This window comes from Kocuria sp. CCUG 69068 (assembly GCF_020833785.1).
In the GTDB taxonomy this organism is placed as follows: domain Bacteria; phylum Actinomycetota; class Actinomycetes; order Actinomycetales; family Micrococcaceae; genus Kocuria; species Kocuria rosea.
In genome coordinates this window covers 13935-37748 of the sequence record NZ_PDDL01000015.1, presented here as the reverse complement: position 1 = coordinate 37748, position 23814 = coordinate 13935, and the positions used below count along the sequence as shown (strand labels likewise).

At 69.5% G+C, this 23814-nt stretch carries 21 protein-coding genes; 17 read left to right on the top strand and 4 right to left on the bottom strand.

What is annotated here, in order from left to right; translation table 11 throughout:
• Nucleotides 1-58: 58 nt before the first annotated feature.
• A complete protein-coding gene (locus CRM73_RS04995; protein WP_095650753.1) occupies nucleotides 59-808 on the bottom strand; it encodes a cytochrome c biogenesis CcdA family protein in 750 nt (249 codons plus the stop codon).
• A gap of 81 nt (nucleotides 809-889) precedes the next feature.
• Here CRM73_RS04995 and CRM73_RS04990 point away from each other — a divergent pair, with 81 nt between their 5' ends.
• From CRM73_RS04990 to CRM73_RS04940, 11 genes are all read left to right on the top strand, one after another.
• Nucleotides 890-1276 carry a helix-turn-helix transcriptional regulator gene (locus tag CRM73_RS04990; RefSeq protein WP_062737356.1) on the top strand — a complete coding sequence of 129 codons (387 nt, stop codon included), beginning with the start codon at nucleotides 890-892 and terminating at the stop codon, nucleotides 1274-1276.
• Nucleotides 1273-3222 (top strand): cation-translocating P-type ATPase, encoded by a 1950-nt coding sequence (locus CRM73_RS04985; protein ID WP_229587025.1) that lies wholly within the window; start codon nucleotides 1273-1275, stop codon nucleotides 3220-3222. The genes CRM73_RS04990 and CRM73_RS04985 overlap by 4 nt, the downstream gene beginning before the upstream one ends.
• Nucleotides 3219-3734 (top strand): signal peptidase II, encoded by a 516-nt coding sequence (gene lspA, locus CRM73_RS04980; protein WP_062737354.1) that lies wholly within the window; start codon nucleotides 3219-3221, stop codon nucleotides 3732-3734. The genes CRM73_RS04985 and lspA overlap by 4 nt, the downstream gene beginning before the upstream one ends.
• 351 nt (nucleotides 3735-4085) lie before the next feature.
• Complete coding sequence (locus CRM73_RS04975; RefSeq protein WP_095650751.1) at nucleotides 4086-4433, top strand: helix-turn-helix transcriptional regulator; 348 nt, start codon at nucleotides 4086-4088, stop codon at nucleotides 4431-4433.
• A 237-nt stretch (nucleotides 4434-4670) separates the two neighbouring features.
• Nucleotides 4671-5276, top strand: a complete 606-nt coding sequence (locus CRM73_RS04970) for a cadmium resistance transporter (protein WP_062737352.1) — start codon at nucleotides 4671-4673, stop codon at nucleotides 5274-5276.
• Between the two features lie 170 nt (nucleotides 5277-5446).
• Complete coding sequence (locus tag CRM73_RS04965) at nucleotides 5447-6079, top strand: class I SAM-dependent methyltransferase (RefSeq protein WP_370658521.1); 633 nt, start codon at nucleotides 5447-5449, stop codon at nucleotides 6077-6079.
• Nucleotides 6076-6612 carry a DinB family protein gene (locus CRM73_RS04960; protein ID WP_062737350.1) on the top strand — a complete coding sequence of 179 codons (537 nt, stop codon included), beginning with the start codon at nucleotides 6076-6078 and terminating at the stop codon, nucleotides 6610-6612. Before CRM73_RS04965 ends, CRM73_RS04960 begins: the two co-directional genes overlap by 4 nt.
• Nucleotides 6613-6912: 300 nt before the next feature.
• On the top strand, nucleotides 6913-8358 hold the full coding sequence (merA, locus tag CRM73_RS04955; RefSeq protein WP_095650749.1) for a mercury(II) reductase: 1446 nt from the start codon (nucleotides 6913-6915) through the stop codon (nucleotides 8356-8358).
• Between the two features lie 235 nt (nucleotides 8359-8593).
• Nucleotides 8594-9943, top strand: coding sequence for an NAD(P)/FAD-dependent oxidoreductase (locus tag CRM73_RS04950; RefSeq protein ID WP_095650748.1), 1350 nt, complete (start codon nucleotides 8594-8596; stop codon nucleotides 9941-9943).
• Between the two features lie 87 nt (nucleotides 9944-10030).
• Nucleotides 10031-11419, top strand: a complete 1389-nt coding sequence (locus CRM73_RS04945; RefSeq protein WP_095650747.1) for an FAD-dependent oxidoreductase — start codon at nucleotides 10031-10033, stop codon at nucleotides 11417-11419.
• A 107-nt stretch (nucleotides 11420-11526) separates the two neighbouring features.
• The gene (locus CRM73_RS04940; RefSeq protein ID WP_095650746.1) at nucleotides 11527-11916 is read left to right on the top strand and encodes a heavy metal-responsive transcriptional regulator; all 390 of its coding nucleotides are present in this window, start codon (nucleotides 11527-11529) and stop codon (nucleotides 11914-11916) included.
• Nucleotides 11917-12038: 122 nt separating this feature from the next.
• On the opposite strand, the gene CRM73_RS04935 is transcribed toward CRM73_RS04940, so the two are convergent.
• Entirely contained in the window at nucleotides 12039-12545 is a 507-nt protein-coding gene (locus CRM73_RS04935) for a RidA family protein (protein ID WP_219931179.1), read from the bottom strand.
• A 58-nt stretch (nucleotides 12546-12603) separates the two neighbouring features.
• Here CRM73_RS04935 and CRM73_RS04930 point away from each other — a divergent pair, with 58 nt between their 5' ends.
• Nucleotides 12604-13356: an Asp/Glu/hydantoin racemase gene (locus tag CRM73_RS04930; RefSeq protein WP_109244444.1), complete on the top strand. Its 753-nt coding sequence runs from the start codon at nucleotides 12604-12606 to the stop codon at nucleotides 13354-13356.
• Nucleotides 13357-13447: 91 nt separating this feature from the next.
• Here the strand turns inward: CRM73_RS04930 and CRM73_RS04925 are convergent, their stop codons facing one another.
• Nucleotides 13448-14158: a maleate cis-trans isomerase gene (locus CRM73_RS04925; RefSeq protein ID WP_109244443.1), complete on the bottom strand. Its 711-nt coding sequence runs from the start codon at nucleotides 14156-14158 to the stop codon at nucleotides 13448-13450.
• 121 nt (nucleotides 14159-14279) lie between these two features.
• Here CRM73_RS04925 and CRM73_RS04920 point away from each other — a divergent pair, with 121 nt between their 5' ends.
• Together CRM73_RS04920 and CRM73_RS04915 are read left to right on the top strand one after the other, a co-directional pair.
• Complete coding sequence (locus CRM73_RS04920) at nucleotides 14280-14783, top strand: DUF3830 family protein (RefSeq protein ID WP_017831931.1); 504 nt, start codon at nucleotides 14280-14282, stop codon at nucleotides 14781-14783.
• Between the two features lie 111 nt (nucleotides 14784-14894).
• Nucleotides 14895-16175, top strand: coding sequence for a Glu/Leu/Phe/Val dehydrogenase (locus CRM73_RS04915; RefSeq protein WP_109244442.1), 1281 nt, complete (start codon nucleotides 14895-14897; stop codon nucleotides 16173-16175).
• A gap of 555 nt (nucleotides 16176-16730) precedes the next feature.
• On the opposite strand, the gene CRM73_RS04910 is transcribed toward CRM73_RS04915, so the two are convergent.
• Nucleotides 16731-17732 (bottom strand): D-2-hydroxyacid dehydrogenase, encoded by a 1002-nt coding sequence (locus tag CRM73_RS04910; protein WP_229587023.1) that lies wholly within the window; start codon nucleotides 17730-17732, stop codon nucleotides 16731-16733.
• Nucleotides 17733-17797: 65 nt separating this feature from the next.
• On the opposite strand from CRM73_RS04910, the gene CRM73_RS04905 reads away from it, so the two are divergent.
• Genes CRM73_RS04905 through CRM73_RS04895 form a run of 3 tightly spaced genes read left to right on the top strand, consistent with a single transcriptional unit; the run spans nucleotide 17798 to nucleotide 23636 of the window.
• Nucleotides 17798-19078, top strand: coding sequence for an aspartate aminotransferase family protein (locus CRM73_RS04905; protein ID WP_229587022.1), 1281 nt, complete (start codon nucleotides 17798-17800; stop codon nucleotides 19076-19078).
• Between the two features lie 8 nt (nucleotides 19079-19086).
• A complete protein-coding gene (locus CRM73_RS04900) occupies nucleotides 19087-22149 on the top strand; it encodes an FAD-binding and (Fe-S)-binding domain-containing protein (RefSeq protein WP_229587021.1) in 3063 nt (1020 codons plus the stop codon).
• Nucleotides 22146-23636 carry an NAD-dependent succinate-semialdehyde dehydrogenase gene (locus CRM73_RS04895; RefSeq protein WP_229587020.1) on the top strand — a complete coding sequence of 497 codons (1491 nt, stop codon included), beginning with the start codon at nucleotides 22146-22148 and terminating at the stop codon, nucleotides 23634-23636. Before CRM73_RS04900 ends, CRM73_RS04895 begins: the two co-directional genes overlap by 4 nt.
• Nucleotides 23637-23814 lie beyond the last annotated feature (178 nt).

The window sequence follows — 23814 nt, the reverse complement described above, 5'->3', positions numbered from 1 at the left end:
GGTGAATCGGTGGGTGTTGGGATTCGGTGCGTCACAAGCCGGGGATGTTCTCCCGGGCTCAGACAGGAGTGATGAAGGTGCCGGCGAGGCTTTGGAGCTGATAGATCCACTGCATCCAGATCCCGGTCACCATCAGCAGCCCCACGGCGATCAGTACGGATCCGCCGGCGATGTTGAAGGTGCGGATGTTGCGGCGGATGTAGCTCAGGGTCGTGGTGACCCAGTTGAGCCCGGCCGCGACCAGCACGAATGGAATGCCCAGGCCCAGGCAGTAGGTGAAGCCCAGCAGGGCTCCGCGCCAGGCCCCGCCGGTGGTGGTGCTCAGCGCCAGCACCGCACTCAGCGTCGGGCCCATGCAGGGGGTCCAACCCAGGCCGAAGACCACCCCGAGCAGCGGGGCGCCGGCGATGCCGGTGCGGGGTTGGAAGGACAGCTTCTTGGTCTGCTGCAGGAAGGGGAACTTCCCGACCAGCACCAGGCCCATGAGCGCCACGAACACCCCCAACACCCGCATCAGCGGATCCTGCCACCGCACCAACCAGCCCCCGATGGCGCCGAAGGCCGCCCCGTAGACAGTGAACACCGCCGCGAAACCCAGGATGAACAGCCCCACCCCGGCCAGCACCCGCCGCCGGTTGTCGGCCCGGGTCGGATCGGTCAGCCCGGAGACGTAGCCGAGGTAGCCGGGCACCAACGGCAGGATGCACGGGGAGATGAAAGAGACGATCCCGGCGATCACCGCCAAGGGCACGGCGATGAGCAGGGCCCCGGAGTTCACCGTCTCGGCGAAGTAGCCGCCAATCGTCATCACCATCTCCTCGGGCCAGGGGGCGCCCTGAGACTACCGCACATGACCACTGTCAGCCCAAAACACGGTTATCATCGGTCCATGACGATTTCAGAGTATGTTCCGGATGCCCCCTGTGAGGTGCTGGATCCGGCGGCGGCGTTGTTCCACTCCCTCAGTGACCCGACCCGGCTGGCGATTGTGCAGCGCTTGGCTTCCGGGGAGGTGCGGGTGCGTGATCTCACCAGCGAGCTGGGGCTGGCCCAGTCGACCGTGTCCGGCCATGTGGCGTGCTTGCGTGGTTGCGGGCTGGTGCAGGGTCGGGCGCAGGGGCGCAGCGTGTACTACTCGCTGACCCGCCCGGAGCTGATGGACGTGCTGGCCGCCACTGAGGTGCTGCTGGCGGCCACCGGCAACGCCGTGAGTCTGTGCCCGAACTACGGGCTGGATGCCCGTGACACCCCCCAGATTCAGGAGATCACCCGATGAGCGATGCCTGCGGATGCAGCGACGAGAAGAACGAAACCGGTGAGGCCGGGGAGGAGGCCGAGGGCTTCTGGCAGGTGCGCGACGTCCGGTTCGCCGCCGCGGCCGGGATCCTGCTGCTGGCCGGCTGGATCCTGTCGCTGGCCGGGGTTCCTCTGTGGGTGGCGCTGAGCCTGGAGACGGGCGCGCTGCTGGCGGCCGGATGGACGTTCGTGCCCTCCACGCTGCGCCGGCTGGCCCGGGGCAAGATCGGGGTCGGGACCCTGATGACCATCGCCGCCGTCGGAGCGGTCGCCCTGGGGCAGATCGAGGAAGCGGCGATGCTGGCCTTCCTCTACGCCATCGCCGAGGCCCTGGAGGAGTACTCGGTGGCGCGCACCCGGCGCGGGCTGCGCGCGCTGCTGGAGCTGGTCCCGGATCAGGCCACGGTGCTCCGGGCCGGGGTGCAGGTCACCGTGCCCCCGGCTGAGCTGGTACTGGGGGACCGGATGGTGGTGCGGCCCGGGGAGCGGGTGGCCACCGATGGGCGGATCCTCACCGGGCGCACCTCCCTGGACACTTCGGCGCTGACCGGGGAGTCCGTGCCCGTGGAGGCCGGCCCCGGCGCGGAGGTCTACGCCGGGTCCATCAACGGCACCGGCCCGCTGGAGGTGGAAGTCACCAGCACCGCCGAGGACAATTCCTTGGCGAAGATCGTGCACATCGTCGAGACCGAGCAGTCCCGCAAAGGCCCCGGCCAGCGACTGGCCGATGCGATCGCCAAACGCCTGGTGCCGGGCATCCTCATCGTCGCCGCCCTGATCATCGCCTACGGGTTCATCGTGGGGGAGCCGGTCCTGTGGTTCGAACGCGCCCTGGTCGTGCTGGTCGCCGCTTCCCCGTGCGCCCTGGCGATCTCGGTGCCCGTCACCGTGGTGGCCTCGGTCGGAGCCGCCAGCCGCATCGGGGTGCTGATCAAGGGCGGGGCCGCGGTGGAGACCCTGGGCAAGATCGGCACCATCGCCTTGGACAAGACCGGCACCCTCACCCGCAACGCCCCGGCCGTCATCGAGGTCGCCACCGCTGGCGGGGTGGACCGGCAGCAGGTGCTGGGGCTGGCCGCCGGGTTGGAGGCCCGCAGCGAACACCCCCTGGCCCGGGCCATCCTCGCCGCCACACCTGAGCGGGCCGAGGTGACCCAGGTGGACACCGTGCCCGGGGCCGGGCTCTACGGCACCCTGGACGGCGCCCGCCTGCGCCTGGGCCGGCCCGGGTGGATCGACCCCGGGCCCCTGGCCGCCGAGATCGAGCGGATGCAGCGCTCCGGGGCCACCGCCGTGCTCATCGAGCAGGACGGGAAGGTTCTTGGGGCGATCGCGGTGCGCGATGAGCTGCGCCCGGAGGCCCGGGAGGTGATCACCCGGCTCAACCGCGCCGGGTACACCACCGCGATGCTCACCGGGGACAACACTCTCACCGCCCATGCCCTGGCCGCAGCCGCCGGGATCACCCAGGTCCACGCCGACCTGCGCCCGGAGGACAAAGCCGAGATCATCCGCACCCTCAAGGCGCAGCGCCCCACGGCGATGGTCGGTGACGGCGTCAACGACGCCCCCGCCCTGGCCACCGCCGACATCGGCATCGCCATGGGCGCAATGGGCACCGACGTGGCCATCGAGACCGCCGACATCGCCTTGATGGGCGAGGACCTCCACCACCTGCCCCAAGCCCTCGAGCACGCCCGGCGGACCCGCTCGATCATGCTGCAGAATGTCGGGGTGTCCCTGGCGCTGATCGCGGTGCTGATCCCCCTGGCCCTGTTCGGGATCCTCGGGTTGGCCGCGGTGGTGCTGGTACACGAGGTGGCCGAAATCCTGATCATCGCCAACGGGGTACGCGCCGGGCGGATCTCCCGCCGCACCCAGCTGCCCACCGCCCAGCCCGCACCGGCTCTGGAACCGGCCGCATGAGCGCCCCCGTCGCCGGGCAGGTCGGCCCTTCGTCCCGATCTGCTCGCCGGTCCCGGACCCTCTTGCTGGCCGGGGCAGCGGCGCTGGCCACCGTCGATCTGATTCTCAAAGCCGTGACCTCAGCCCGTCTCACCGACGGGACCACGGTAGATCTGGGGCCGCTCACGCTGCAGCTGCACCACAACACCGGGGTGGCCTTCAGCCTCGGGGCGGCCCTGCCCTCCTGGGTCATCATCGCCGCGACCGGGGCGATCATCGCCGGGCTGATCTGGTATTTGCTCGTTGCGGCACCCACCCTGACCGGGCTGGCCCGTACCGGAGCGACCCTGATGCTCGGGGGCGCTATCGGAAACTTCCTGGACCGCCTCGACGGGGGAGGGGTGGTGGACTACCTGCACACCGGGTGGTTCCCCACCTTCAATCTCGCCGACGTCTTCGTCACCACCGGGGTCGGCCTCTTGATCCTGGGTACGCTGCTGGCTCCGCGCCCCCAGGACATCTCCGCCGAATAGCCCCCACCTGCTCATCGCGTAACGTCAGGGCCGCCGAGACCTCCTCGGCGGCCCTGGCCCAGGCCACCACGGGTCCCGCCCCGGGCCTTTACTCGTCACGCCCATGCCCGCCGCTCTTTGGCCACAGCCACCGCAGGCGAGGCCCCCGGGCCGCCCGTCGCACCGAGCCGATGACTATCTCAGACCCCTGCACGGCGGCCACAACAGCTTCTCTGCCGGGTAGGCTCGGGTCGAGGCAGTCTCCAGCCCGAGACCCACCACTCCCTGGACAAAAGGCCCTGCACCGTCCCTTGCGGGCAACGTCAGATCCACCCCGTCCAATCAATCGGACTTAGGCGATAGGATCGGGTCATGACGAACACTAGTTGTACGACCGGCCTGGCCCCGGCCGTGGCCCTGTTCCACTCCCTGTCCGATCCCACTCGCCTGGCCATCGTGGGGCGCCTGGCCGGCGGTGAAGCCCGAGTGCGGGACCTGGTGGAGGAAACGGGCCTGGCTCAATCCACCGTCTCGGCCCATGTGGCCTGCCTGCGCGAGTGCGGGCTGGTGGCCGGACGCACCGAGGGGCGGCAGATCTTCTACGCTCTGACCCGCCCGGAGCTGATGGATGTGCTCGCCGCCGCCGAGACCCTGCTGGCAGCCACCGGTTCCCAGGTCGCGCTGTGTCCCGCCTACGGCACCTCCACCCAAGAACACTGACAAATACATCACCCTCACCGGGCCCGCCCACGCACTGAGGGTGAAAGCGGGTGCTGATGCGCCTTCGGGTGCCCATGACGGGCGCCGCGACCCATACCCGGTGACAGTGCCCCGGTGATGGTGCCCGGGGCATCGGCTCCCGGCAGCCTTCCCCTGCCTGCTGCGCTCGGCCGCCCGACCCAGCGCAGCACGCCAGGTCCCGGTCGGCGGTTCTCCCCACTGAAGAAAAGACAGGTTATGGAACTCATCTCCCCCGTGCTGCAGGCGATCGGCCTGTTCGCGGCCACCAACATCGACGACATCATCGTGCTCTCCCTGTTCTTCGCCCGCGGAGCCGGGGCCCGCGGCACCACCGCCAAAATCGGGATCGGCCAGTACCTGGGCTTCGGCGGCATCCTGGTCGCCTCCGTGCTGGTGACCCTGGGCGCCAGCACCTTCCTGCCGCCCGAGGCCATTCCCTACTTCGGCCTCATCCCCCTGATCCTCGGCCTCATCGCGGCCTGGAAGGTCTGGCGCAGCGACGACGATGATGACGATGACGAGGGGAAGGTCGCCGGCAAACAGGTCAGCATCTGGACCGTCGCCGCAGTCACCTTCGCCAACGGCGGGGACAACATCGGGGTCTATGTGCCCGTATTCGTCACCGTGGGCCCCACCGCGATGGTGGCCTACTGCATCGCCTTTTTGGCCATGGTCGCGGTGCTGGTGGCTATCGCCAAGTACGTGGCCACCCGCAAACCCATCGCCGAAGTCCTGGAACGATGGGAACACATCCTGTTCCCGATCGTGCTGATCGGCCTGGGCGTGGTCATCCTCCTCGAAGGCGGCGCCTTCGGCCTCTAACCCATCCGCCTGCTGAGCTCAGCCCTACGACGGGACCCCGGCTCCCTCGGGCCCGCCCCCGGGCGGTGTGAATGGCCAGGTCGCCCCCATCCTTTGCCTAAACGGTTCACTACCGTCGATCGTGGAACTAGGCTCGGCGCACACGATGCGTACGCCGAAAGGTGGAAACCATGCCGAGGATGTCCGCCTTAGAGGCCTCTTTCTGTCGCAGCGCGCCATGGGGCCTTGTGGCCCGGCGGATGGTTCCTTGGGCGACCCAGGGGTTCCCCGTCACCGGGGACGTGCTGGAGATCGGTGGAGGCAGCGGTGCGATGGCCGAGGCCATCGCCCGAGCCCACCCCCGGGTGCGGCTCACCATGACCGATGCCGACCCGGTGATGGTCGAGGCCGCGCAGGACCGCCTGGCCGGACACCCCTTGGTCCAGGCGCGTCAGGCCGATGCCACTCGGCTGCCCTTCGAGGACGAGTCGTTCGACACGATTCTGAGCTTTCTGATGCTCCACCACGTCATCGAGTGGGAACACGCGGTGACCGAGGCGGCCCGAGTCCTGCGACCGGGCGGGGCCTTCGTGGGATACGACCTGCTGGCCTCACCGATGGCATCCCTGGTGCACCGTGCCGACCGGTCACCGCACCGGCTCATCGAACCGGAAGCCTTCGGACCAGTCCTCGACCAGGCCGGCCTTGCCCCACTCGCCCTCCGGCTGTCCTTCGGCGGTCGGGTCATACGTTTTATCGGCCACAAGCCAGGCAATGCCCAGAACGCTCCCGGCAGCGACATCACTTCCAGGAGCAGCCGATGAATAGCGCGCCCATCACCCCCGGAACCATCCATGAGGAGCTGGAGCGGGTCCGCGCGGACTTCCACGCCCTGGTCACTGAAGCGACCCCTGCGGATGTGCACCGGCTCTCGTCAGGCACCCGGTGGACCAACGGGCAGCTGCTGTTCCACATGTTCTTCGGCTACCTGATCGTGCGGCGCCTGTTGCCGCTGGTGCGTCTGATGGGTCGTCTCCCCGAGCCGGTCAGCCGCACCTTCGCCCGGGTGCTGGAGGCCGGCACCCGGCTCTTCCACCTGATCAACTACTTCAGCGACCGTGGGGCCGCGCGGGTGATCCACGGTCCGCGGCTGATCCGGTGGTTCGACCGCACCGTCGAGGTCCTGCAGGCCCAGCTGGAGACCGAGGCCGCGGCCGCACTGGCCCGTGGGATGCACATGCCCGTGTCCTGGGACCCGTACTTCCGGGACTGGATGAGCCTGGCCGAGATCTACCACTACGGCACTCAGCACTACGACCATCACCGGCAGCAGCTGACCATCGGCCGGCCATCCTGAGGAGGCCCCTGAGGAGCTGAGTAGTGCGGTCGGGACGGCCCAGTGGGCGTCCTGCGTTCTGGGCGGGATCGCCACGTCAGGGTCGACCAGGCTGATGCTGATGGGGCCATGAGCCTGGGGTGAACCCACCGTTGAACCCGCCCGGCGCCCGAGGGTCAGTATTCAGCCGGCACCGGCAGGGGGCTGTTGTCGCAGTGACACCTTGACCTCCCCCTGTGGGGGAGGGTGCAGGCTGGGTCGGAGAAGGGCACACGGAAAGTTTCCGGTGGGAGTGGTCCTCACCGATTTGCGGAGGTTGTCATGGGTGGAACTGCAGTGATCGAGACGGATCTGGCCATCATCGGTTCTGGTGGTGGTGCTTTCGCCGCGGCGATCCGGGCAACGAGCCTGGGCCAACGGGTGGTGATGGTGGAGCGGTCCACGGTGGGGGGCACCTGTGTGAACACCGGGTGCGTGCCCTCGAAGGCGTTGCTGGCCGCCGCCGGCGCCCGCCATGTGGCCCTGGATGCCTCCGGTCGGTTTCCCGGGCTCGCCGCCTCGGCTGGCCCGGTGGACATGCCGGGGCTGATGGCGGGCAAGGACGGGCTGGTGGAGGGGATGCGTTCGGAGAAGTACGTGGATCTGATCGCCGACTACGGGTGGGATTTGCGCCGCGGGGAGGCCGCCTTCACCGGCACGGCCCAGGACCCGGTGCTGGAGATCACCGGCCGCGGCGGGGCGGTGGAGGAGGTGCGGGCCGGCCACTACCTGGTGGCCACCGGCTCGGCCCCGTGGGCTCCGCCGATTCCCGGGCTGGAGGATGTCGACTACCTCACCTCCACGACGGCGATGGAGCTGCCGGAGGTCCCGGAGTCGATGATCGTGCTCGGCGGCGGCTATGTGGCCTTGGAGCAGGCTCAGCTCTTCGCCCGGCTGGGCTCGCAGGTCACGGTGCTGGCCCGTTCCCGGTTGCTGTCCGGGGAGGAGCCGGAGGTCTCGAAGACCCTTATGGGGGTCTTCGCCGATGAGGGCATCCAGGTGCTGCGCCGGGCCGCGGTCGAGTCCGTGGGCACCGATCCGGCCACCGGGGGTGTCGTGGTGGCCGCCACCACCCGGGCCGGGCGCCAGGAGTTCACCGCGGACCGGTTGCTGGTGGCCACCGGGCGCCGGGCGGTGACCGAGGGCCTGGGCCTGGGCACGGTGGGGGTGGCCACCGGGGGGCGGGGGGAGATCCTCGTGGAGGACACCCTGGCGAGTTCGCACCCGCGGATCTGGGCGGCCGGGGATGTCACCGGGCACCCGGAGTTCGTCTACGTGGCCTCCGCCCACGGGGTCACCGCGGTGGAGAACGCCTTCCACGGCGCGGGACAGCGGGTCGACTACACCCACCTTCCCCGGGTCACGTTCACCTCCCCGGCGGTGGGGGCGGTGGGCATGACGGATAAGCAGGCCAGGGAGGCGGGCATCCGGTGTGAGTGCCGGGTGCTGCCCCTGGAGTACGTGCCGCGGGCGCTGGTGAACCGTGACACCCGGGGGTTCATCAAGATCGTCGCCGACGCCGACACCGGGCGGATCGTGGGGATCACCGCGGTGGCCCAGGAGGCCGGGGACCTGGCCGCGGCCGGGGTCTACATCTTGTCCGCGGGGATGACGGTGGACCAGGTGGCGACCTTGTGGTGCCCGTATCTGACGATGGCTGAGGGTGTGAAGATCGCCGCCCAGTCCTTCCGCACCGATGTCTCGAAACTGTCCTGCTGCGCCGCCTGAGGCCCGGACCCCACCAGCCGCCCCCGCCCAGGGGGGCGACCGTGACCGGCCACGAGGCCTCTACGATGGCCGGCCGGGAGGCATCAGCACGGCTGAGCAGCGGCTCACCCAGGCCCCGCCGACCTCCTCCGCGACCGGGCGGGCGGTTGCGGACACCGCACACCCTGCCCGTGATGGGACGGGGCGCCACGACGAGTAGAGCCGAAAGATCCACCGCATCTGAAGGAGACACATCATGAGCGAACATTTCGACGTGGCCGTTCTCGGCATGGGACCCGGTGGTGAGGTTGCCGCCGGCCGGCTGCTGGCGGCGGGGAAGAACGTCGCCGTGATCGAGCGGGAGCTGATCGGTGGGGAGTGCGCCTACTGGGCGTGTATCCCCTCCAAGACGGTGCTGCGCCCGGCCGAGGCCCGCACCGAGGTGCACAAGGCCGCCGGGGTGTCCGGGGCTGAGGTGGACTGGGCCTCCACCCGGGAATACCGCGACTACATGATCCGTGACCTCGACGACTCCGCCCAGGCCGAGGGCTACACCGCCCAGGGCGCGACCGTGATCCGGGGCGAGGCCGGCCTCACCGGCCCGGGCCGGATCCGGGTCGGGAACCGGGAGATCACCGCCGAGCACATCATCATCGCCACCGGCTCCGAAGCGGTGATCCCCCCGATCGAAGGGATCGAGGAGATCACGGCCTGGACCAACCGGGAAACCTACACCACCCACGATTTGCCCGAACGCGCCGTGGTCGTCGGTGGCAGCGCCGTCGGGGTGGAGACCGCCACGTTTTTGGCCCGCTTCGGGGTGCAGGTCACCCTCATCCACCGCGGGGACCGGCTGCTGGGCCGGGAGGACCCCCGGGTGGGGGAGCTCGTCCACGACTACCTGGCCGAGGCCGGGGTCGACATCCGCCTGGGCGCCTCGGCCGCCAAGGCCCACAGGAACGGTGCGGACAGTATGGTGATCCTCGAGGACGGGAGCGAGGTGGCCGCCGACGTGGTGATCTTCGGCACCGGCCGCGCCCCCCGCACCCAGGGCCTGGGCTTGGAGGCGGCCGGGGCACGTCTGGGTGAACACGGTGAGGTGCTCATCGACGAGCACGCCCGGGCCGCCGACAACCTGTGGGCGATCGGTGACGTCACCGCGGTGATGCCCTTCACCCATGTGGCGAAGTACCAGGGGCGGATCGCCGCTGACGCGATCCTCGGCCGCCCGCGCCCCGCCAGCTATGTGGGGATCCCGCGGGTGGTGTTCGCCGACCCGGAGATCGCCGCGGCCGGACTCACCACCGAGCAGGCTCAGCACCGCGGGATCCGCACCACCGCCACCGAACTGGACCTGGCCCACGCCATCGCCCGCCCGTGGACCTACGAGCAGGACCCGCGCGGGCACCTGGGGCTGCTGGCCGACGCCGAGCGAGGGGTGCTGATCGGGGCGTGGGCGGTCGGCCCGCAGGCCGGGGAATGGATCCACCACGCCGCCCTGGCGATCCGGGCGCAGCTGCCGCTGGAGCTCCTGCGCGATCAGGTCGCCCAGTTCCCCACCTACCATGAGGCCTACCAAGCCGCACTGGATCAGCTCGAGGTCTAGGGGCTGGGCGCCGCCCCGGGCAACCGGGCATGATCCGCTGCAGAAGGCGACAGCAAGCCGAAGCACTGCTCGAGAAAGGGGAAGCCCATGGCCCAACGATTGATCGTCATCGGTGGGGACGCCGCCGGGATGAGCGCGGCCTCCGCCGCCCGCCGCCAGCTGCCCCAGGACCAGTTGGAGATCGTGGCGTTCGAGCGCGGTCACTACACCTCGTACTCGGCCTGCGGGATCCCGTACTTCATCGGCAAGGACGTCGCCGACACCACGGCACTGATCGCGCGCACCCCGCAGCAGTTCCGCGACCACCACGCCATCGACGCCCGGACCGGCCACGAGGTCCTGGAGATAGACCTGCACCGGCGCGCCGTGCTGGTGCGTGACCTCGTCCGGGGCCGGGAGGCCTGGGAGGGCTTCGACCAGCTCATGGTCGCCACCGGGGCCACCCCGGCCCGCCCTCCACTGCCCGGGATCGAGGCGGCCGGCATCCACGGGGTGCAGACCCTCGACGACGGCCTGGCCCTGCGGACGGTGCTGGAGCGGGACCGGCCGGGCCGGGCCGTGGTGGTCGGGGCCGGCTACATCGGCCTGGAACTGGCCGAGGCCCTGTCCGCCTGGGGCGTGGGCATCACCGTGATCGGACGCCCCCCGGCCCCGCTGCCGGCCCTGGACCCGGACATGGGCGCGCTCATCGCCACCGCGATGGAAGGCTTCGGGATGGAGGTGCGGATGGAGGAGACCGTCACCGGCTTCGCCACCACCGACGGGAAGGTCACCGCCGTGGTCACCGACCAAGCCACCATCCCCACCGATCTGGTGATCCTCGGGCTGGGGGTGACCCCGAACACCACCCTGGCCGCCCAGGCGGGGATCCCGCTGGGGGCCACGGGGGCGATCACGGTGGACCGCCGGCTGCGCACCGGCATCGACGGGGTGTGGGCAGCCGGGGACTGCGTGGAGAAGTTCCACCGCGTCTCCCGCCGCCACGTCAGCCTCCCGCTGGGCACCCACGCCAACAAGGAGGGCCGCACCGCCGGGATCAACCTCGGCGGCGGCTACGCCACCTTCCCCGGAGTGCTCGGCACCGCCGTGACCAAGATCTGCGACATCGAAGTCGGACGCACCGGCCTCGGCGAGGCCGAGGCGCAGGCGGCCGGCTTCGATCCGGTCACCGCCGTGGTCGACTCCACCACCCGGGCCGGCTACTACCCCGGAGCCAAACCGATCCGCACCAAACTCATCGCCGAACGCGGCACCGGACGACTGCTCGGAGCCCAGATCGTCGGAGAAGAAGGCGCGGCCAAACGCATCGACGTGCTCTCCGTCGCTTTGTGGCACGAGACCCCAGTGGAAGAGCTGCTGAACATCGACCTCTCCTACGCCCCACCGTTTTCCCCGGTGTGGGACCCGGTGCTGATCGCCGCCCGCAAGACCTGGCAGGCCGTGGAGACCGACCGCGCCCGCACCGAACCCGGATGACCACCGACCCCGGGTGGCCACCGACGACTCCGGGTCAGGCAGTGCCCGGTACCGGAACCTTCCTCTACCGTGGAAGGCCACAGAACAGTCCAGGATCGAGGTGCACCGTGCGGATCGGTGAAGCGGCCGCAGCCGCCGGCATGACCACCAAAGCCCTGCGGTTCTACGAACAGCAAGGACTGCTGCCCCCGGTGCACCGCGGTCCCAACGGGTACCGCGACTACCCACCAGAGACCCTCGCCCGCCTGCAGTTCATCCGCCGCAGCAAGGCCGCCGGACTCAGTTTGGCCGAGATCCGGAACATCCTGCAGATCCGCGACGCCGGACAGGCCCCGTGTTCCCACGTAGCCGCCCAGCTCGCCCAGCAACTCACTGACCTCGACCAGCACATCGCTGAGCTCACCGCTCTGCGGACTTCCGTGGCCGAGCACTACCAGGCCGCCTCCCAAGGCGACCCCGCCCAGTGCGACGCCGAGCAAATCTGCAGTTACCTATGAGGTCATCATTGATGTTCAGATATGGATGAACACAGCGATGAATCCGAAGAGCGCTACCACCGCTTTACATATGGCCCGCTACCGGCCATCAAACCAGTTCAGATGACCTGACCTACGGTGCATCAGTCCCGAAGGAGTATTACCAGGCTGACTTCCACGACGGCTCCGTCGGGGAGGCTCGTCACGCCAACGGCGGCCCGTGACGGACGACCGCTTTCTCCGAAGGCGGCCAGCAGCTCGTCGGAGGCTCCGTCGAGCACGGCAGGGTGGGCGGTGAACTCCGGCACTGCCGCCACGTATCCGGTCATGGACACCACGCGCTCGACACGGTGGAGGCCGCCCAGGTGGTGGGCGAGACTGGCAAGGCAGTTCCGCACGGCCAGCCGAGCACAGCCGCGGGCGTCTTCAGGGGTAGGTCCCTCCGATATGCCAATCATTCCTCGATGAACAAGAGTTCCCTGCACCGCGTGGGTGTGACCGGCGGTGAACACCAGTAGCCCGGCTTCTGTGACCGGCACGTAGGCGCCGGCGGGTGTGGGCGTGGGTGGGAGCGTCCGAAGGTAGGCATCATGGTCGGTGCGGGCGCGGCCCTGGGTGGATGGCTGAGTAGGTGGAAGATCAGGAATCACGGGATTCTCCTTATCATCAAATTATTGTCGACGATCAGACACTATGGGAAGATGAGACATGCCTAACATCCAGAGGTTCGTTCCCGAAGGCCCCGAGCCTGATCGCGTCATCGGCGTGGTCAATCCCTATGACATGGCGTTGGACCGGGAGCTGTGGCGCTGGATGCCCGACAACGTCTCTTTGGCTGTTGCCCGGACCCCCCACCACCCCATGGTGGTGGACGAGATTATGGCAAGTGCTCTCGGTGACGACGCCGAGATCCGCTCCACCGCCCGGTGCCTCACCGCAGTCGAGCCGGAGGCTGTGGTCTTCGCCTGCACGTCCGGGAGCTTCGTCAATGGGATCGAGGGGGCGCGGAAGATTTCCGCGGCCATCAGGGAGGAGACTCGTGCCCCCGCGGTGACCACGTCCGAGGCCCTGCTCGAGGCGTTGGACGTCCTGGGGATCACCCGGCTGGCCATCGCCACGCCCTACGTCCCCAAGTTGACGGAGCGGCTCGAGGACTTTTTGGCCGCCGACGGGCGCACCGTCGTGGGGACTGCGGGCCTGGGCCTGGACCGCCTGATCTGGCACGTGCCCTACAACGTCACTGCCGATCTCGTGCGCCAGGCCGACCACCCGGATGCGGAGGCCGTGTTCGTCTCCTGCACCAACCTGCCCACCTTCCATATCATCGCGGCCCTTGAGGAGGAGCTCGGTAAGCCCGTGTTGACCGCGAACCAGGTCACCGCGTGGGCGGGCCTGCGACGGCTTGGGCTGCCCTTGGTGACCCAGGATCAGCGCCTGGGTGAGGTGGGGCGCGCCGCCTGAGGCGGAGTGGCCCGACCAACGATGACGGATGGAAGACGACGACGACGCCCCTGAGGTGGGGCGTCGTCGTCGAAACCGCTCAGCGTCTCGCTTAGTGACTGAACAGGGCACCGAGCCCCTCGGCGCGGGCCGGGTGGCCGGCTAGACGGAGCCCCTGCCAGGCGGTGACCTGGTTGGCGGTCAGCACGGGCACACCGAGGGTTTCCTCGATCCGGGGTAGCGCGGCGACCGTATGCAGCGCCGTGTCCGGGATGAGCAGGCACTCCGCGCCGGTCAGATCGGCGGCGCGGGCGGTCTCCAGCACCCATTCCTCGTCCAGCAGGCCCGCGTCTTCGCCGCTGGGAACGTCGTAGGTGGACAGGGCGGTGACCGTGATCCCGTCCTGCTCGAGGAGCCGTGCGAAGTGCGAGGCGACGTCCTCCGGGTAGGTCGCGGCCACCGCGACTCTGCTCAGCCCCAAGTGGTGCACCGCCTGGACGAAGGCCAGGGAGGTGGAGGAGGACGGGACGCCGGCGGCTTCCTGGACCCACCCCGCCTGTTCGCGGCACCCCTCCGACCCGTAGACGAAGCTGCCCGAGGTGCACGCCCACATCGCCGCGTCGGGAGAGAGGCTCCGGGCCTTTTCGGCGGACGGCACCAGGTTGGCTCGTGAGCCTAGCGCCAGCAACGCCTCGACGTCGTGGTCGGTGCTGCCCTCCCAGGTGTGGATCACGGGGAAGGAGGTGTCCGGGATGAGCTCTTCAAGGGCGGGGAACTCGTCCTCCGCGCTGTGGCCAGGGTAGAGGATGACGACGGTGTGCATGATGATGGAGACCCTTTCGTGGTGTGTTGCACGTCTCACGAAAAAGCTTACAGTTGGATTGTAGACAATCATAGGGTGCCGTTTCGTGGTGCCTCTGCCTTCGACCGAACGGGGACGATCCATGAGCCGATACATCACCATCACCTTGGAGAAGCGGGGCGTCACCGCCCGGGCGCGCTTGCTCGACGATGAGGCGCCGCGCACCGCTGAGGCGGTGTGGCAGGCCCTGCCCCAGTCGGGGCAGGTGTTCCACGGCAAGTTCGCGCGCAACGAGATCTACGCGCTCGTTCCCGCCTTCGCCGCGGAAGAGCCCGGTCCGGAGAATCAGACGATCACTCCGATCACTGGGGACCTGTGTTACTTCACGTTCGAGGGTGTACTCGACAATCCCGCCTACGGGTACGAGGCCTCGGCGGGGACCTCTGAGAACCGCTTGCTCATCGATCTGGCCGTCTTCTATGGGCGGAACAACCTTTTGGTGAATGGCGACGTGGGATGGGTGCCGGGCAACGTCTTCGCGACGATCGAGGAGGGGATGGAGGAGTTCGCCGCCGCGTGCCAGGACGTCTGGATGGGCGGTGCGCGCGGGGAGACGCTCAGCTTCGCCCGCGCCGAGACGGTCTGACTCGAAGCCCTGCGTCGGCGGGGCGGGGTGTCCCCGGAGGATTCATTAACGTACGATTGTAAACAATCAGGCACTTGCCTGATTGGTTCCGAATCCCAGGACACGAGGTCAATGACGACGACAACCGCACTTTCTGTCCCCGCCGAGCTCTCGGCCAACCCGCTTGACGACGCCCTCAGCCAGCTGAAGGCCGCCGTCGAGACCCTTTCCTACGGGCCGGGCCAGCACCAGATGCTGGCCCGGCCTCGTCGCGAGATGTCGGTGAGTATCCCGCTCCGGCGTGATGACGGCACCGTGGACGTGTTCACGGGGCACCGGGTGCAGCACAACTTCTCCCGCGGACCGGCGAAAGGAGGGGTGCGGTTCAGCCCCCACGTGACGCTGGACGAGGTGCGTGCGCTTGCCATGTGGATGACGTGGAAGTGCGCCCTGCTGGACGTCCCGTACGGCGGGGCCAAGGGTGGAGTCACCATCGACCCCCGGAACTACTCCCCGGCGGAGCTGGAGCGGGTCACCCGTCGGTACACGAGTGAGATCCTGCCGATCATCGGTCCGGAACGAGACATCCCCGCCCCGGACATCGGCACGGACGAGCGCACGATGGCGTGGATGATGGACACCTATTCCACCAGTGTGGGCTTCACCGTGCCCTCTGTCGTCACGGGCAAGCCGGTCAGCCTGGGTGGGTCGCTGGGCCGCTCTTCGGCCACGTCCAAAGGCGTGGTGCACATCGCCCTGGCCGCCCTGGCCCACCGCGGCCTGCGGCCACACGGGAGCACCGCCGCGGTCCAGGGCTTCGGCAAGGTCGGGGCGGGCGCGGCCGAGTTCCTGGCCGAGGCCGGGGTGCGGGTGGTGGCCGTGGGGGACCAGTACGGAGCGGTCCACGCGGCCAGCGGGCTGGACGTCCCGCGCCTGCTGGCGCATGCGGAGCGGACGGGGTCGGTCATCGGTTTCGAGGGAGCTGATGCGATCGGCTCCGATGAGCTGTTGGAGCTCGACGTCGATCTGCTGATCCCCGCCGCAGTGGAGGGCGTGCTGCACGAGGGCAACGCGCACCGTGTGCGGGCAGGCATCGTCGTGGAGGGAGCCAACGGTCCGACGACGGCCGCGGCCGACCGGCAGCTGCACACCCAGGGCGTCCTGGTGGTCCCGGACATCCTCGCTAACGCGGGAGGCGTCATCGTCTCCTACTTCGAGTGGGTCCAGGGCAACCAGGCCTATTGGTGGACGGCCGACGAGGTGGACGAGAGGCTTGAGCGCCGCATGCTCCAGGGGTGGACAAGTGTCCTCGAGACCGCGCGCCGCCGTGAGGTCACGCTGCGCGAGGCCGCCACCCTGACCGCCGTTCAGCGCGTGGCCGAGGCGCACACCACCCGGGGCCTCTATCCCTGATCGGCTGGTAGGCCGAGTGTGGCCTGGCGAGTCGGCGAGCAGCTACGTCCTGGTCAAGTAAGTGCGTAATCCGACCTACACCTCAAGGACCACTCCGTATCGGCACGCCATGGCATGGCGCGATGCTTGTCTCCGGCAAGCTGGGAGCGGAGGTTGGCATCGCCGAGAACCGGCGCGCCACCGAGATCATCTCCGCTCAACCGCCTGACGACCCCTGTCCCAGCGCCCCAGCTCCCTCGAACGGATCAGCTCGATCGTGAACCTAACGGTGCGCATCACCTCGGCCGGGGAAGTCCGCGACCGGTCCTCACTCGCCAAGGAGGTCTCCGGCGGCTGGAGGAGGTTTTCGGCGTGGCCGGCAGGGACACACGTGCTGTGTTCAGGGTCTACGAGCTCCCGCTCAGGGTCGCGGTCGAGCGACCATGATGGTTGAGGCGTGCTCAGCGGTTCAACGTGAAGGAGCGGGGCCGGGAGGATTCCCGGCCCCGCTCCCGTTTCGTCTTTCTGCGCGCTCTACTGTCATCCGGTCCGCGCGGGGATATTAACTCCCGCGCCTCAGGCCCGGCGCACGTAACCCAGCTGCTTGTCCACCTGGTTGACCAGCTCCTCGCCGATACACCAGCGAGTGAGGTTCTGTACGAATTGGTCCGCCAGCGTGTTTCGCCAACCGACGACGTCCCCGCTCATGTGCGCGGACACATGCACGTTGTCCATCTGCCAGAACGGATGCTCGACAGGCAACGGCTCTTCATCGAAGACATCCAGCGACGCGGCTGCAATCTGGCCCTCTCGCAGGGCCTGGACCAGGGCCGGCTCGTCAACCAACGCGCCCCGGCCCACGTTCACCACATGGGCGGTGGGCTTCATCCGGGCCAGCACATCCGCGCCGAGCAGGCCGCGGGTGTCCTCTGTCAGGGGAGCGATGAGCACGAGGTGGTCCGCCCATCCGGCGTGCTCTGCCAGCTCCGCGCTGGGGACAACGGTCCCGAAGTCCGCGTCCTCCCCCCGCGCGGTGCGCCCGGCACCTCGCACCTCCAGGCCGAGGGTGCGCAACAGCCGGGCCGTGGCACGCCCGATCCCGCCCGTACCGACCACGAGCGCGTTTTGCCCCGCGCTACGCCTTACCTCGCGATGCTGCCAGACAGACCGGCGCTGAAGCTCCTTGCTGGTGTGCAGCTGCTTGTCGTGGGCGAGCACCGAGGCCAGGACGAATTCCGCGATGGGCCCGTCGAAGGCGCCGTGGGCGTTGGTGACTTGGACGGAGGACTCCCGCAGCTCGTCGAAGAGCAGGGAGTCCACGCCCGCGGCGGCCACGTGGACCCACTCCAGGGAGTCGGCGTAAGACCAGGCGTCACGCAAGGCTGGGGAGAAAAAGTCCCAGACGAACAAGACCTGGGCCCCGGGCAGGGCCCCAGAAAGACCCTCCGCATCAGTCCACACCACATCGGCGTGATCCTCGAAATCCAAGGCGTTGTAGGGGGCGCTCGTGCCGGGTGCCGTGAGCACGACAACTTTCGGGCGACGCTGAGAGGGCTGGGACTGCGCTGTCTCTTCCATGGGCCCACTGTAAGACCCCGGAAGATTGTTGACAATAAGTCGATCTGTTGGGAAGAATGTGAGCCATGACATCTCTGAGCCCCGTACTCAAGCAGGCGACCCCCGTGGTCGTGGACCACGCCCTGGGCAGCTGGATCTATGGCACTGACGGCCGGGACTACCTGGACTTCACTACCGGCATCGGTGTCACCAGCACCGGTCACTGTCACCCCAAGGTGGTGGCGGCTGCTCGGGAGCAGGTTGGCAAGATCATTCACGCCCAGTACACGACCGTGATGCACCAGCCTTTGCTGCAGCTCACCGAGAAGCTCGGCGAGGTGCTTCCGGAGGGGCTGGACTCCGTGTTCTACGCCAACTCCGGCTCCGAAGCCGTCGAGGCCGCCATCCGTCTGGCGCGCATGGCCACGGCCCGGCCGAACATCGTCGTCTTCCAGGGTGGTTTTCACGGTCGCACCGTGGCCGCGGCCTCCCTCACCACGGCCGGCACGAAGTTCTCGGCCGGATACGCGCCGCTGATGGCCGGGGTGCACATGTCGGCGTTCCCCTACGCCTACCGCTACGGCTGGGACGAGGAGACCGCGGTGGCTTTCGCCCTCCAGGAGCTGGACTACCTGTTGAAGACCCGCACCGCGCCCAACGACACGGCGGCCTTCCTGATCGAGCCCGCCCTGGGCGACGGCGGCTACCTGCCGACCCCGCCGGCCTTCATGGAGGGGTTGCGGGAGCGTGCCGACCGGTACGGCATCCAGCTGATCTTCGACGAGGTGCAGGCCGGCGTCGGGCGCACGGGCAAGTTCTGGGGCCACCAGCACTCCACCGCCACTCCGGACATCATCATCACGGCCAAGGGCGTCGCCTCCGGCTTCCCCATCTCGGCCATCGCCGCCTCCACCGAGACCATGTCCAAGGCCTGGCCGGGCTCCCAGGGTGGCACCTACGGCGGCAACGCGGTCTCCGCCGCCGCCGGCGTGGCCACCCTCGAGGTGGTCAAGGAGGAGGGTCTGGTGGAGAACTCGCGGGTGCGCGGCGAACAGCTGCAGGCCGGGCTGATCCAGATCCAGGAGCGCTTCCCCGTGATCGGCAACGTCCGCGGCCTCGGCCTGATGCAGGGCATCGAGTTCACCGCCCAGGACGGCACCCCGGACGCCGCGACGGCCGCGGCCGTCCAGCAGGCCACCACGGAGCAGGAACTGCTTACCCTCACCTGTGGGCCGGAGGGCAACGTGGTGCGCCTCATCCCCGCCCTCGTGGTCACCGAAGAGGAAGTTTCCCTTGGGCTGGAGCGCTTCGAGGCCGCTGTGGCCGCTGTGGTCGGTGCTGTCCCTGCGGGCACGACGGGAGCCTGAAAGCACGCATGAGCGAAGCCACCGTTCCCGCCCTCCCCGACGTCGTAGCCTCTGGCACGGCAGCTACTGCCGCCCGCAGGGAGGCCGCCGTCGACCCCGCTGTGCTGGGCCTCCTCGCCGCGGCGGGGGTAGCGGCGGACTCCTCGCCGCGCCGGCTGGCCGAGTACGCCTATGACGCCTCCAACTATCGGGTGCCCCCGCTGGCCGTGGTGTTCCCGCGCACCGTGGAGGAGGTGCTGGCCGCGGTGGCGGCCTGCCGGGAGACCGGTACTGCGCTGATCGGTCGCGGCGGGGGCACGTCCATGGCCGGCAACGCCGTGGGCCCCGGGGTGGTGCTGGATTTCTCCCGCTACCTGAACCGCATTCACGGCATTGACGAGGCCTCGGGCACCGTGGACGTGGACCCGGGCGTGGTCCTGTCGGACCTCACTCGGGAGGTGGAGCGCGCCACCGGCAACCGTTCCACCTTCGCTCCGGACCCCTCCTCGAAGAACCGTGCGACCGTGGGCGGGGCCATTGGCAACGACGCGTGCGGCAACCACTCCGTGCGCTACGGTCGCACTTCCGACCATGTGGTGGAGATCGACGTTGTCACCACCGACGGCGCGCGGCTGACGGCCACCACCACGGGTCTGCGCGCCACCGATCCGTCCGACGACGCGTCGGCCGCCCGTGCGGCCGAGCTGACGGAGTCGCTGATGCGGCTGGCGCGGGAGAACCTCGCCGCCTTCCGCGTCGAGCTCGGCCGGATCCAGCGGCAGGTCTCCGGGTACCACCTGGAGAACCTGCTGCCGGAGAAGAAGTTCAACATGGCCCGCGCGCTGGTGGGCTCGGAGGGCACCTGCGCCGTGGTGGTCCGCGCCCGGATGAAGCTCGTGCCCAAACCTGCCAGCGCGCTGCTGGTGTGCCTGGGCTACGAGGACGTCGTGGAGGCCGCACGGGACATCACCACCATCCTCGAGTTCTCGCCGGCGGCGGTGGAGGGCACCGACGAGGCCATCGTGGAGACCATGCGGTTCCGGCGCGGAGCGGGCTCCGTGCTGGGCCTGCCCGCCGGACGGGCCTGGTTGTTCGTGGATCTCGACGGATCCGAGCCCGAGGCGGTGGCCGCCGAGGCCGACCGCCTGCTGACGAGGCTGGCCGAGAACGGCCGGCTCGTGGAGGGTCGGGCCGTGCCCGACCTCGTGGAGCGAGCCTCGCTGTGGCGCGTGCGCGAGGACGGGGCGGGTTTGTCGTCCCGGCTGGCCAGCGGCGGGGAGTCCTGGCCCGGTTGGGAGGACTCCGCCGTGGCCCCGGAGGACCTCGCGGACTACCTCGCGGACCTGCGCGTCCTGCTGGCCGAACACGACCTGGACGGGGTGATGTACGGCCACTTCGGCGCCGGGTGCATGCACATCCGCATCACCTTCGACCTGCGCACCGACGCCGGGCGAGAAGTCTTCCGCCGCTTCACCCACGAGGCCGCCGAGCTCGTGGTCCGCCACGGCGGGTCGCTGTCCGGCGAGCACGGGGACGGGCGCGCCCGCTCGGAACTGCTGCCGATCATGTACTCCCCGACGGTGCTCGCCGCCTTCGCCCGGTACCGCCGCCTGTGGGACCCCTCCGGGATCCTCAACCCCGGCTCGATGACGGCCCCGGACCCCATGGACGCCCACCTGGCACTGGAGGGCATCCCGGCGCGGGAGTGGCGCACAAGCTTCGATCTGCGCCCGGTCGGCAGCCACGGCGGCGGATCGCTGGTGGAGACCGACGACCCGGCCACCGCCCATGGCGCGGGCACCGACCCGTGGGTCCACGCCGTCCAGGGCTGCATCGGCGTGGGCCGCTGCCGCGCGGACACCGGCGGGGTCATGTGCCCCAGCTACCGGGCCACCCGGGACGAGAAGGACTCCACCCGCGGCCGGGCGCGGGTGCTCCAGGACATGGTCCGTGGTGCGGCCACCGTGCAGAAGGGCTGGCGATCGGAGGAGGTGCGGGAGGCCTTGGACCTGTGCCTGTCCTGCAAGGCCTGCGCCACCGACTGCCCGGCCGGGGTGGACATGGCCACCTACAAGTCTGAGTTCTTCGACCACTACTACCAGGGCCGACTCCGCCCGATCTCACACTTCTCCCTGGGCTGGCTGCCGCGCTGGCTCAAGCTCACCGGGCGGATCGCCCCGCTGGTCAACGCGGTACTGGCCACGCCCCTGGCCAAGGTCGCCGCCGTCGTGGGTGGGCTCACCACTAAGCGCACCATGCCGCGCTTCGCCGGGGCGAGAGAGTGGCGCCGGGAGGTCACGGCCGCCGGCGCGCAGCAGCCGGGCGCCGGTACCGCACTGCTGTTCGTGGACACCTTCACCCGGGGCTTCCGCCCCGAGGTGGCCGGTGCCGCCGCCCGCGTGCTCGCCGACTCCGGGGAGACCGTGGAGTGCTCCGCTGATGCCTGCTGCGGACTCACCTGGATCTCCACCGGCCAGCTGGGCACCGCCAAGAAGCTGCTGGCCCGGGCCGCGGAGACGCTCGACGACGGCACGGACCGCCCGATCGTGGTCGTGGAGCCCAGCTGTGCCGCGGCCCTGGCCAAGGACCTGCCCGAGCTCGTCCCCACGGAACAGGCGCGGCGGGTCGCCGCCCGTGTGCGCAGCTTCGCGGCGCACACGGCCGAGCGCGCCGCAGACGGGTGGACCCCGTCCCCGGCCCGTCCCGTGCCCGAGCAGGTGGTGCTGCAGACCCACTGCCACGAATACTCGGTGTTCGGTGCGGCCGGCCAGCGTGCCGCGCTCACCGCCGCGGGCGTAACCGACGTGGTCGACGCCACCGGCTGCTGCGGCGTGGCCGGCAACTTCGGCTTCGAGAAACAGCACTACGACGTCAGCATGCAGGTCGCCGAGAACGCCCTGGCACCGGCCCTGCGCGGCACGGGGGCCGAGACCGCCGTGCTCACCGACGGTTTCTCCTGCGCCATGCAGATCAACCAACTCGACGCCACCAGACCGGGCCTGCACCTGGCCCAGATCCTGGACCCGGGCCCGCCGCAGCCGGCCGCCTCCGACCGAACCCGCTCCACGACCCCGAAAGAGGACACCCCATGACCACCAACGTCAACGCCTCCCGTACCTCCCAGCAGGCCCTCGACGCCGTCGGCAAGGTCAGCACCGGCCTGTTCATCGACGGCCGGTGGAGCGAGGCCGCCTCAGGCAAGCGCTTCGACGTCGTGAACCCGGCCACCGAAGAGGTCATCGCCACGGTCGCCGACGGCGGCACCGAAGACGCCCAGCGCGCCATCGAGACCGCCGGCCGTGTGCAGAAGGACTGGGCGAAGACCCCGCCCCGGGTGCGCAGCGAGATCCTGCGCCGCGCTTACGACATCATCATGGCGCGCCAGGACGAGCTCGCCCTGATCATGACCACGGAGATGGGCAAACCCTTCGCCGAGGCGAAGGGTGAAGTGGCCTACGCCGCTGAGTTCTTCCGCTGGTTCTCCGAGGAAGCCGTGCGCATCGGCGGCGACCAGACCACCACCGGCGACGGCAAGAACCGCATCCTCGTGTCCAAGGAGCCGGTGGGCCCGTGCGTGCTGGTCACCCCCTGGAACTTCCCACTGGCCATGGGCACCCGCAAGATCGGCCCCGCCATCGCCGCCGGCTGCACCATGGTGTTCAAGCCCGCCAACCTCACCCCGCTGTCCTCCCTCGCCCTGGTGGACATCCTCGTGGAGGCCGGCCTGCCCGAGGGCGTGCTGAACGTCATCTGCACCTCCAAGGCCTCCTCCGTGGTGGGCCCGTGGATGTCCTCCGGCATCGCCCGCAAGATCAGCTTCACCGGTTCCACCGAGGTGGGCGTGCGCCTGCTCGAGCAGGCCGCCCAGCACGTGATGCGCTCCTCCATGGAGCTCGGGGGCAACGCCCCGTTCGTGGTGTTCGAGGACGCGGACCTGGACCGTGCCGTGGAAGGCGCCGTCGCCGCGAAGATGCGCAACATGGGCGAGGCCTGCACCGCCGCGAACCGCCTGTTCGTGCAGCGCTCGATCGCGGACGAGTTCTCGAAGCGGCTCGCCGCGCGCCTGGGCTCGCTGTCCGTCGGCGACGGCGCGCAGGACGGCACCGACGTCGGCCCCCTCGTCGAGGAAAAGGCCCTGGCCAAGGTGCAGGAGCTGGTGGACGACGCGGTGTCCAAGGGCGCCACGGTCGTCTGCGGCGGGTCCCGTCCGGACGGGCCCGGATACTTCTACTCGCCGACCGTCCTGTCCGACGTGGACCCCACCGCGCAACTCATGAACGAGGAAATCTTCGGCCCCGTGGCCCCCGTGATCCCGTTCGACACCGAGGAGGAGGTCGTCCGCATGGCCAACGACACCCCGTGGGGCCTGGTGGGCTACCTCTTCACCCAAGACATCGACCGCGGCTTCCGGGTGGGCGACGCCCTCGAGGTCGGCATGCTCGGGCTCAACACGGGCATCGTCTCCAACCCCGCGGCACCCTTCGGCGGCATCAAGGCCTCCGGGCTCGGCCGCGAAGGCGGCCGCGTCGGCATCGAGGAATTCCTCGAGACCAAGTACATGGCCGTTCCCCGCGGCTGACGCAACGGCCCGGTGCGCCGGGCCCCGCACGCGCGGGTGCTCCTCGCCCGACTGTCCTGGCCGGGCAAGGAGCACCCGCGCGTTTCAGGTACAACTGGATGCGTTCTCGTCTGCCCTCTGCCCGGTGCCCACCCGTGGGTGACTCAGGGGCGGGCGGATGGGTCGGTCGGTGTCGACT

Coding starts and splice junctions, on each gene's coding strand:
- CRM73_RS04995 (WP_095650753.1), bottom strand. CDS start 808: ATGACGATTGGCGGCTACTTCGCCGAGACGGTGAACTCCGGGGCCCTG.
- CRM73_RS04990 (WP_062737356.1), top strand. CDS start 890: ATGACGATTTCAGAGTATGTTCCGGATGCCCCCTGTGAGGTGCTGGAT.
- CRM73_RS04985 (WP_229587025.1), top strand. CDS start 1,273: ATGAGCGATGCCTGCGGATGCAGCGACGAGAAGAACGAAACCGGTGAG.
- lspA (WP_062737354.1), top strand. CDS start 3,219: ATGAGCGCCCCCGTCGCCGGGCAGGTCGGCCCTTCGTCCCGATCTGCT.
- CRM73_RS04975 (WP_095650751.1), top strand. CDS start 4,086: ATGACGAACACTAGTTGTACGACCGGCCTGGCCCCGGCCGTGGCCCTG.
- CRM73_RS04970 (WP_062737352.1), top strand. CDS start 4,671: ATGGAACTCATCTCCCCCGTGCTGCAGGCGATCGGCCTGTTCGCGGCC.
- CRM73_RS04965 (WP_370658521.1), top strand. CDS start 5,447: ATGCCGAGGATGTCCGCCTTAGAGGCCTCTTTCTGTCGCAGCGCGCCA.
- CRM73_RS04960 (WP_062737350.1), top strand. CDS start 6,076: ATGAATAGCGCGCCCATCACCCCCGGAACCATCCATGAGGAGCTGGAG.
- merA (WP_095650749.1), top strand. CDS start 6,913: ATGGGTGGAACTGCAGTGATCGAGACGGATCTGGCCATCATCGGTTCT.
- CRM73_RS04950 (WP_095650748.1), top strand. CDS start 8,594: ATGAGCGAACATTTCGACGTGGCCGTTCTCGGCATGGGACCCGGTGGT.
- CRM73_RS04945 (WP_095650747.1), top strand. CDS start 10,031: ATGGCCCAACGATTGATCGTCATCGGTGGGGACGCCGCCGGGATGAGC.
- CRM73_RS04930 (WP_109244444.1), top strand. CDS start 12,604: ATGCCTAACATCCAGAGGTTCGTTCCCGAAGGCCCCGAGCCTGATCGC.
- CRM73_RS04925 (WP_109244443.1), bottom strand. CDS start 14,158: ATGCACACCGTCGTCATCCTCTACCCTGGCCACAGCGCGGAGGACGAG.
- CRM73_RS04920 (WP_017831931.1), top strand. CDS start 14,280: ATGAGCCGATACATCACCATCACCTTGGAGAAGCGGGGCGTCACCGCC.
- CRM73_RS04915 (WP_109244442.1), top strand. CDS start 14,895: ATGACGACGACAACCGCACTTTCTGTCCCCGCCGAGCTCTCGGCCAAC.
- CRM73_RS04910 (WP_229587023.1), bottom strand. CDS start 17,732: ATGGAAGAGACAGCGCAGTCCCAGCCCTCTCAGCGTCGCCCGAAAGTT.
- CRM73_RS04905 (WP_229587022.1), top strand. CDS start 17,798: ATGACATCTCTGAGCCCCGTACTCAAGCAGGCGACCCCCGTGGTCGTG.
- CRM73_RS04900 (WP_229587021.1), top strand. CDS start 19,087: ATGAGCGAAGCCACCGTTCCCGCCCTCCCCGACGTCGTAGCCTCTGGC.
- CRM73_RS04895 (WP_229587020.1), top strand. CDS start 22,146: ATGACCACCAACGTCAACGCCTCCCGTACCTCCCAGCAGGCCCTCGAC.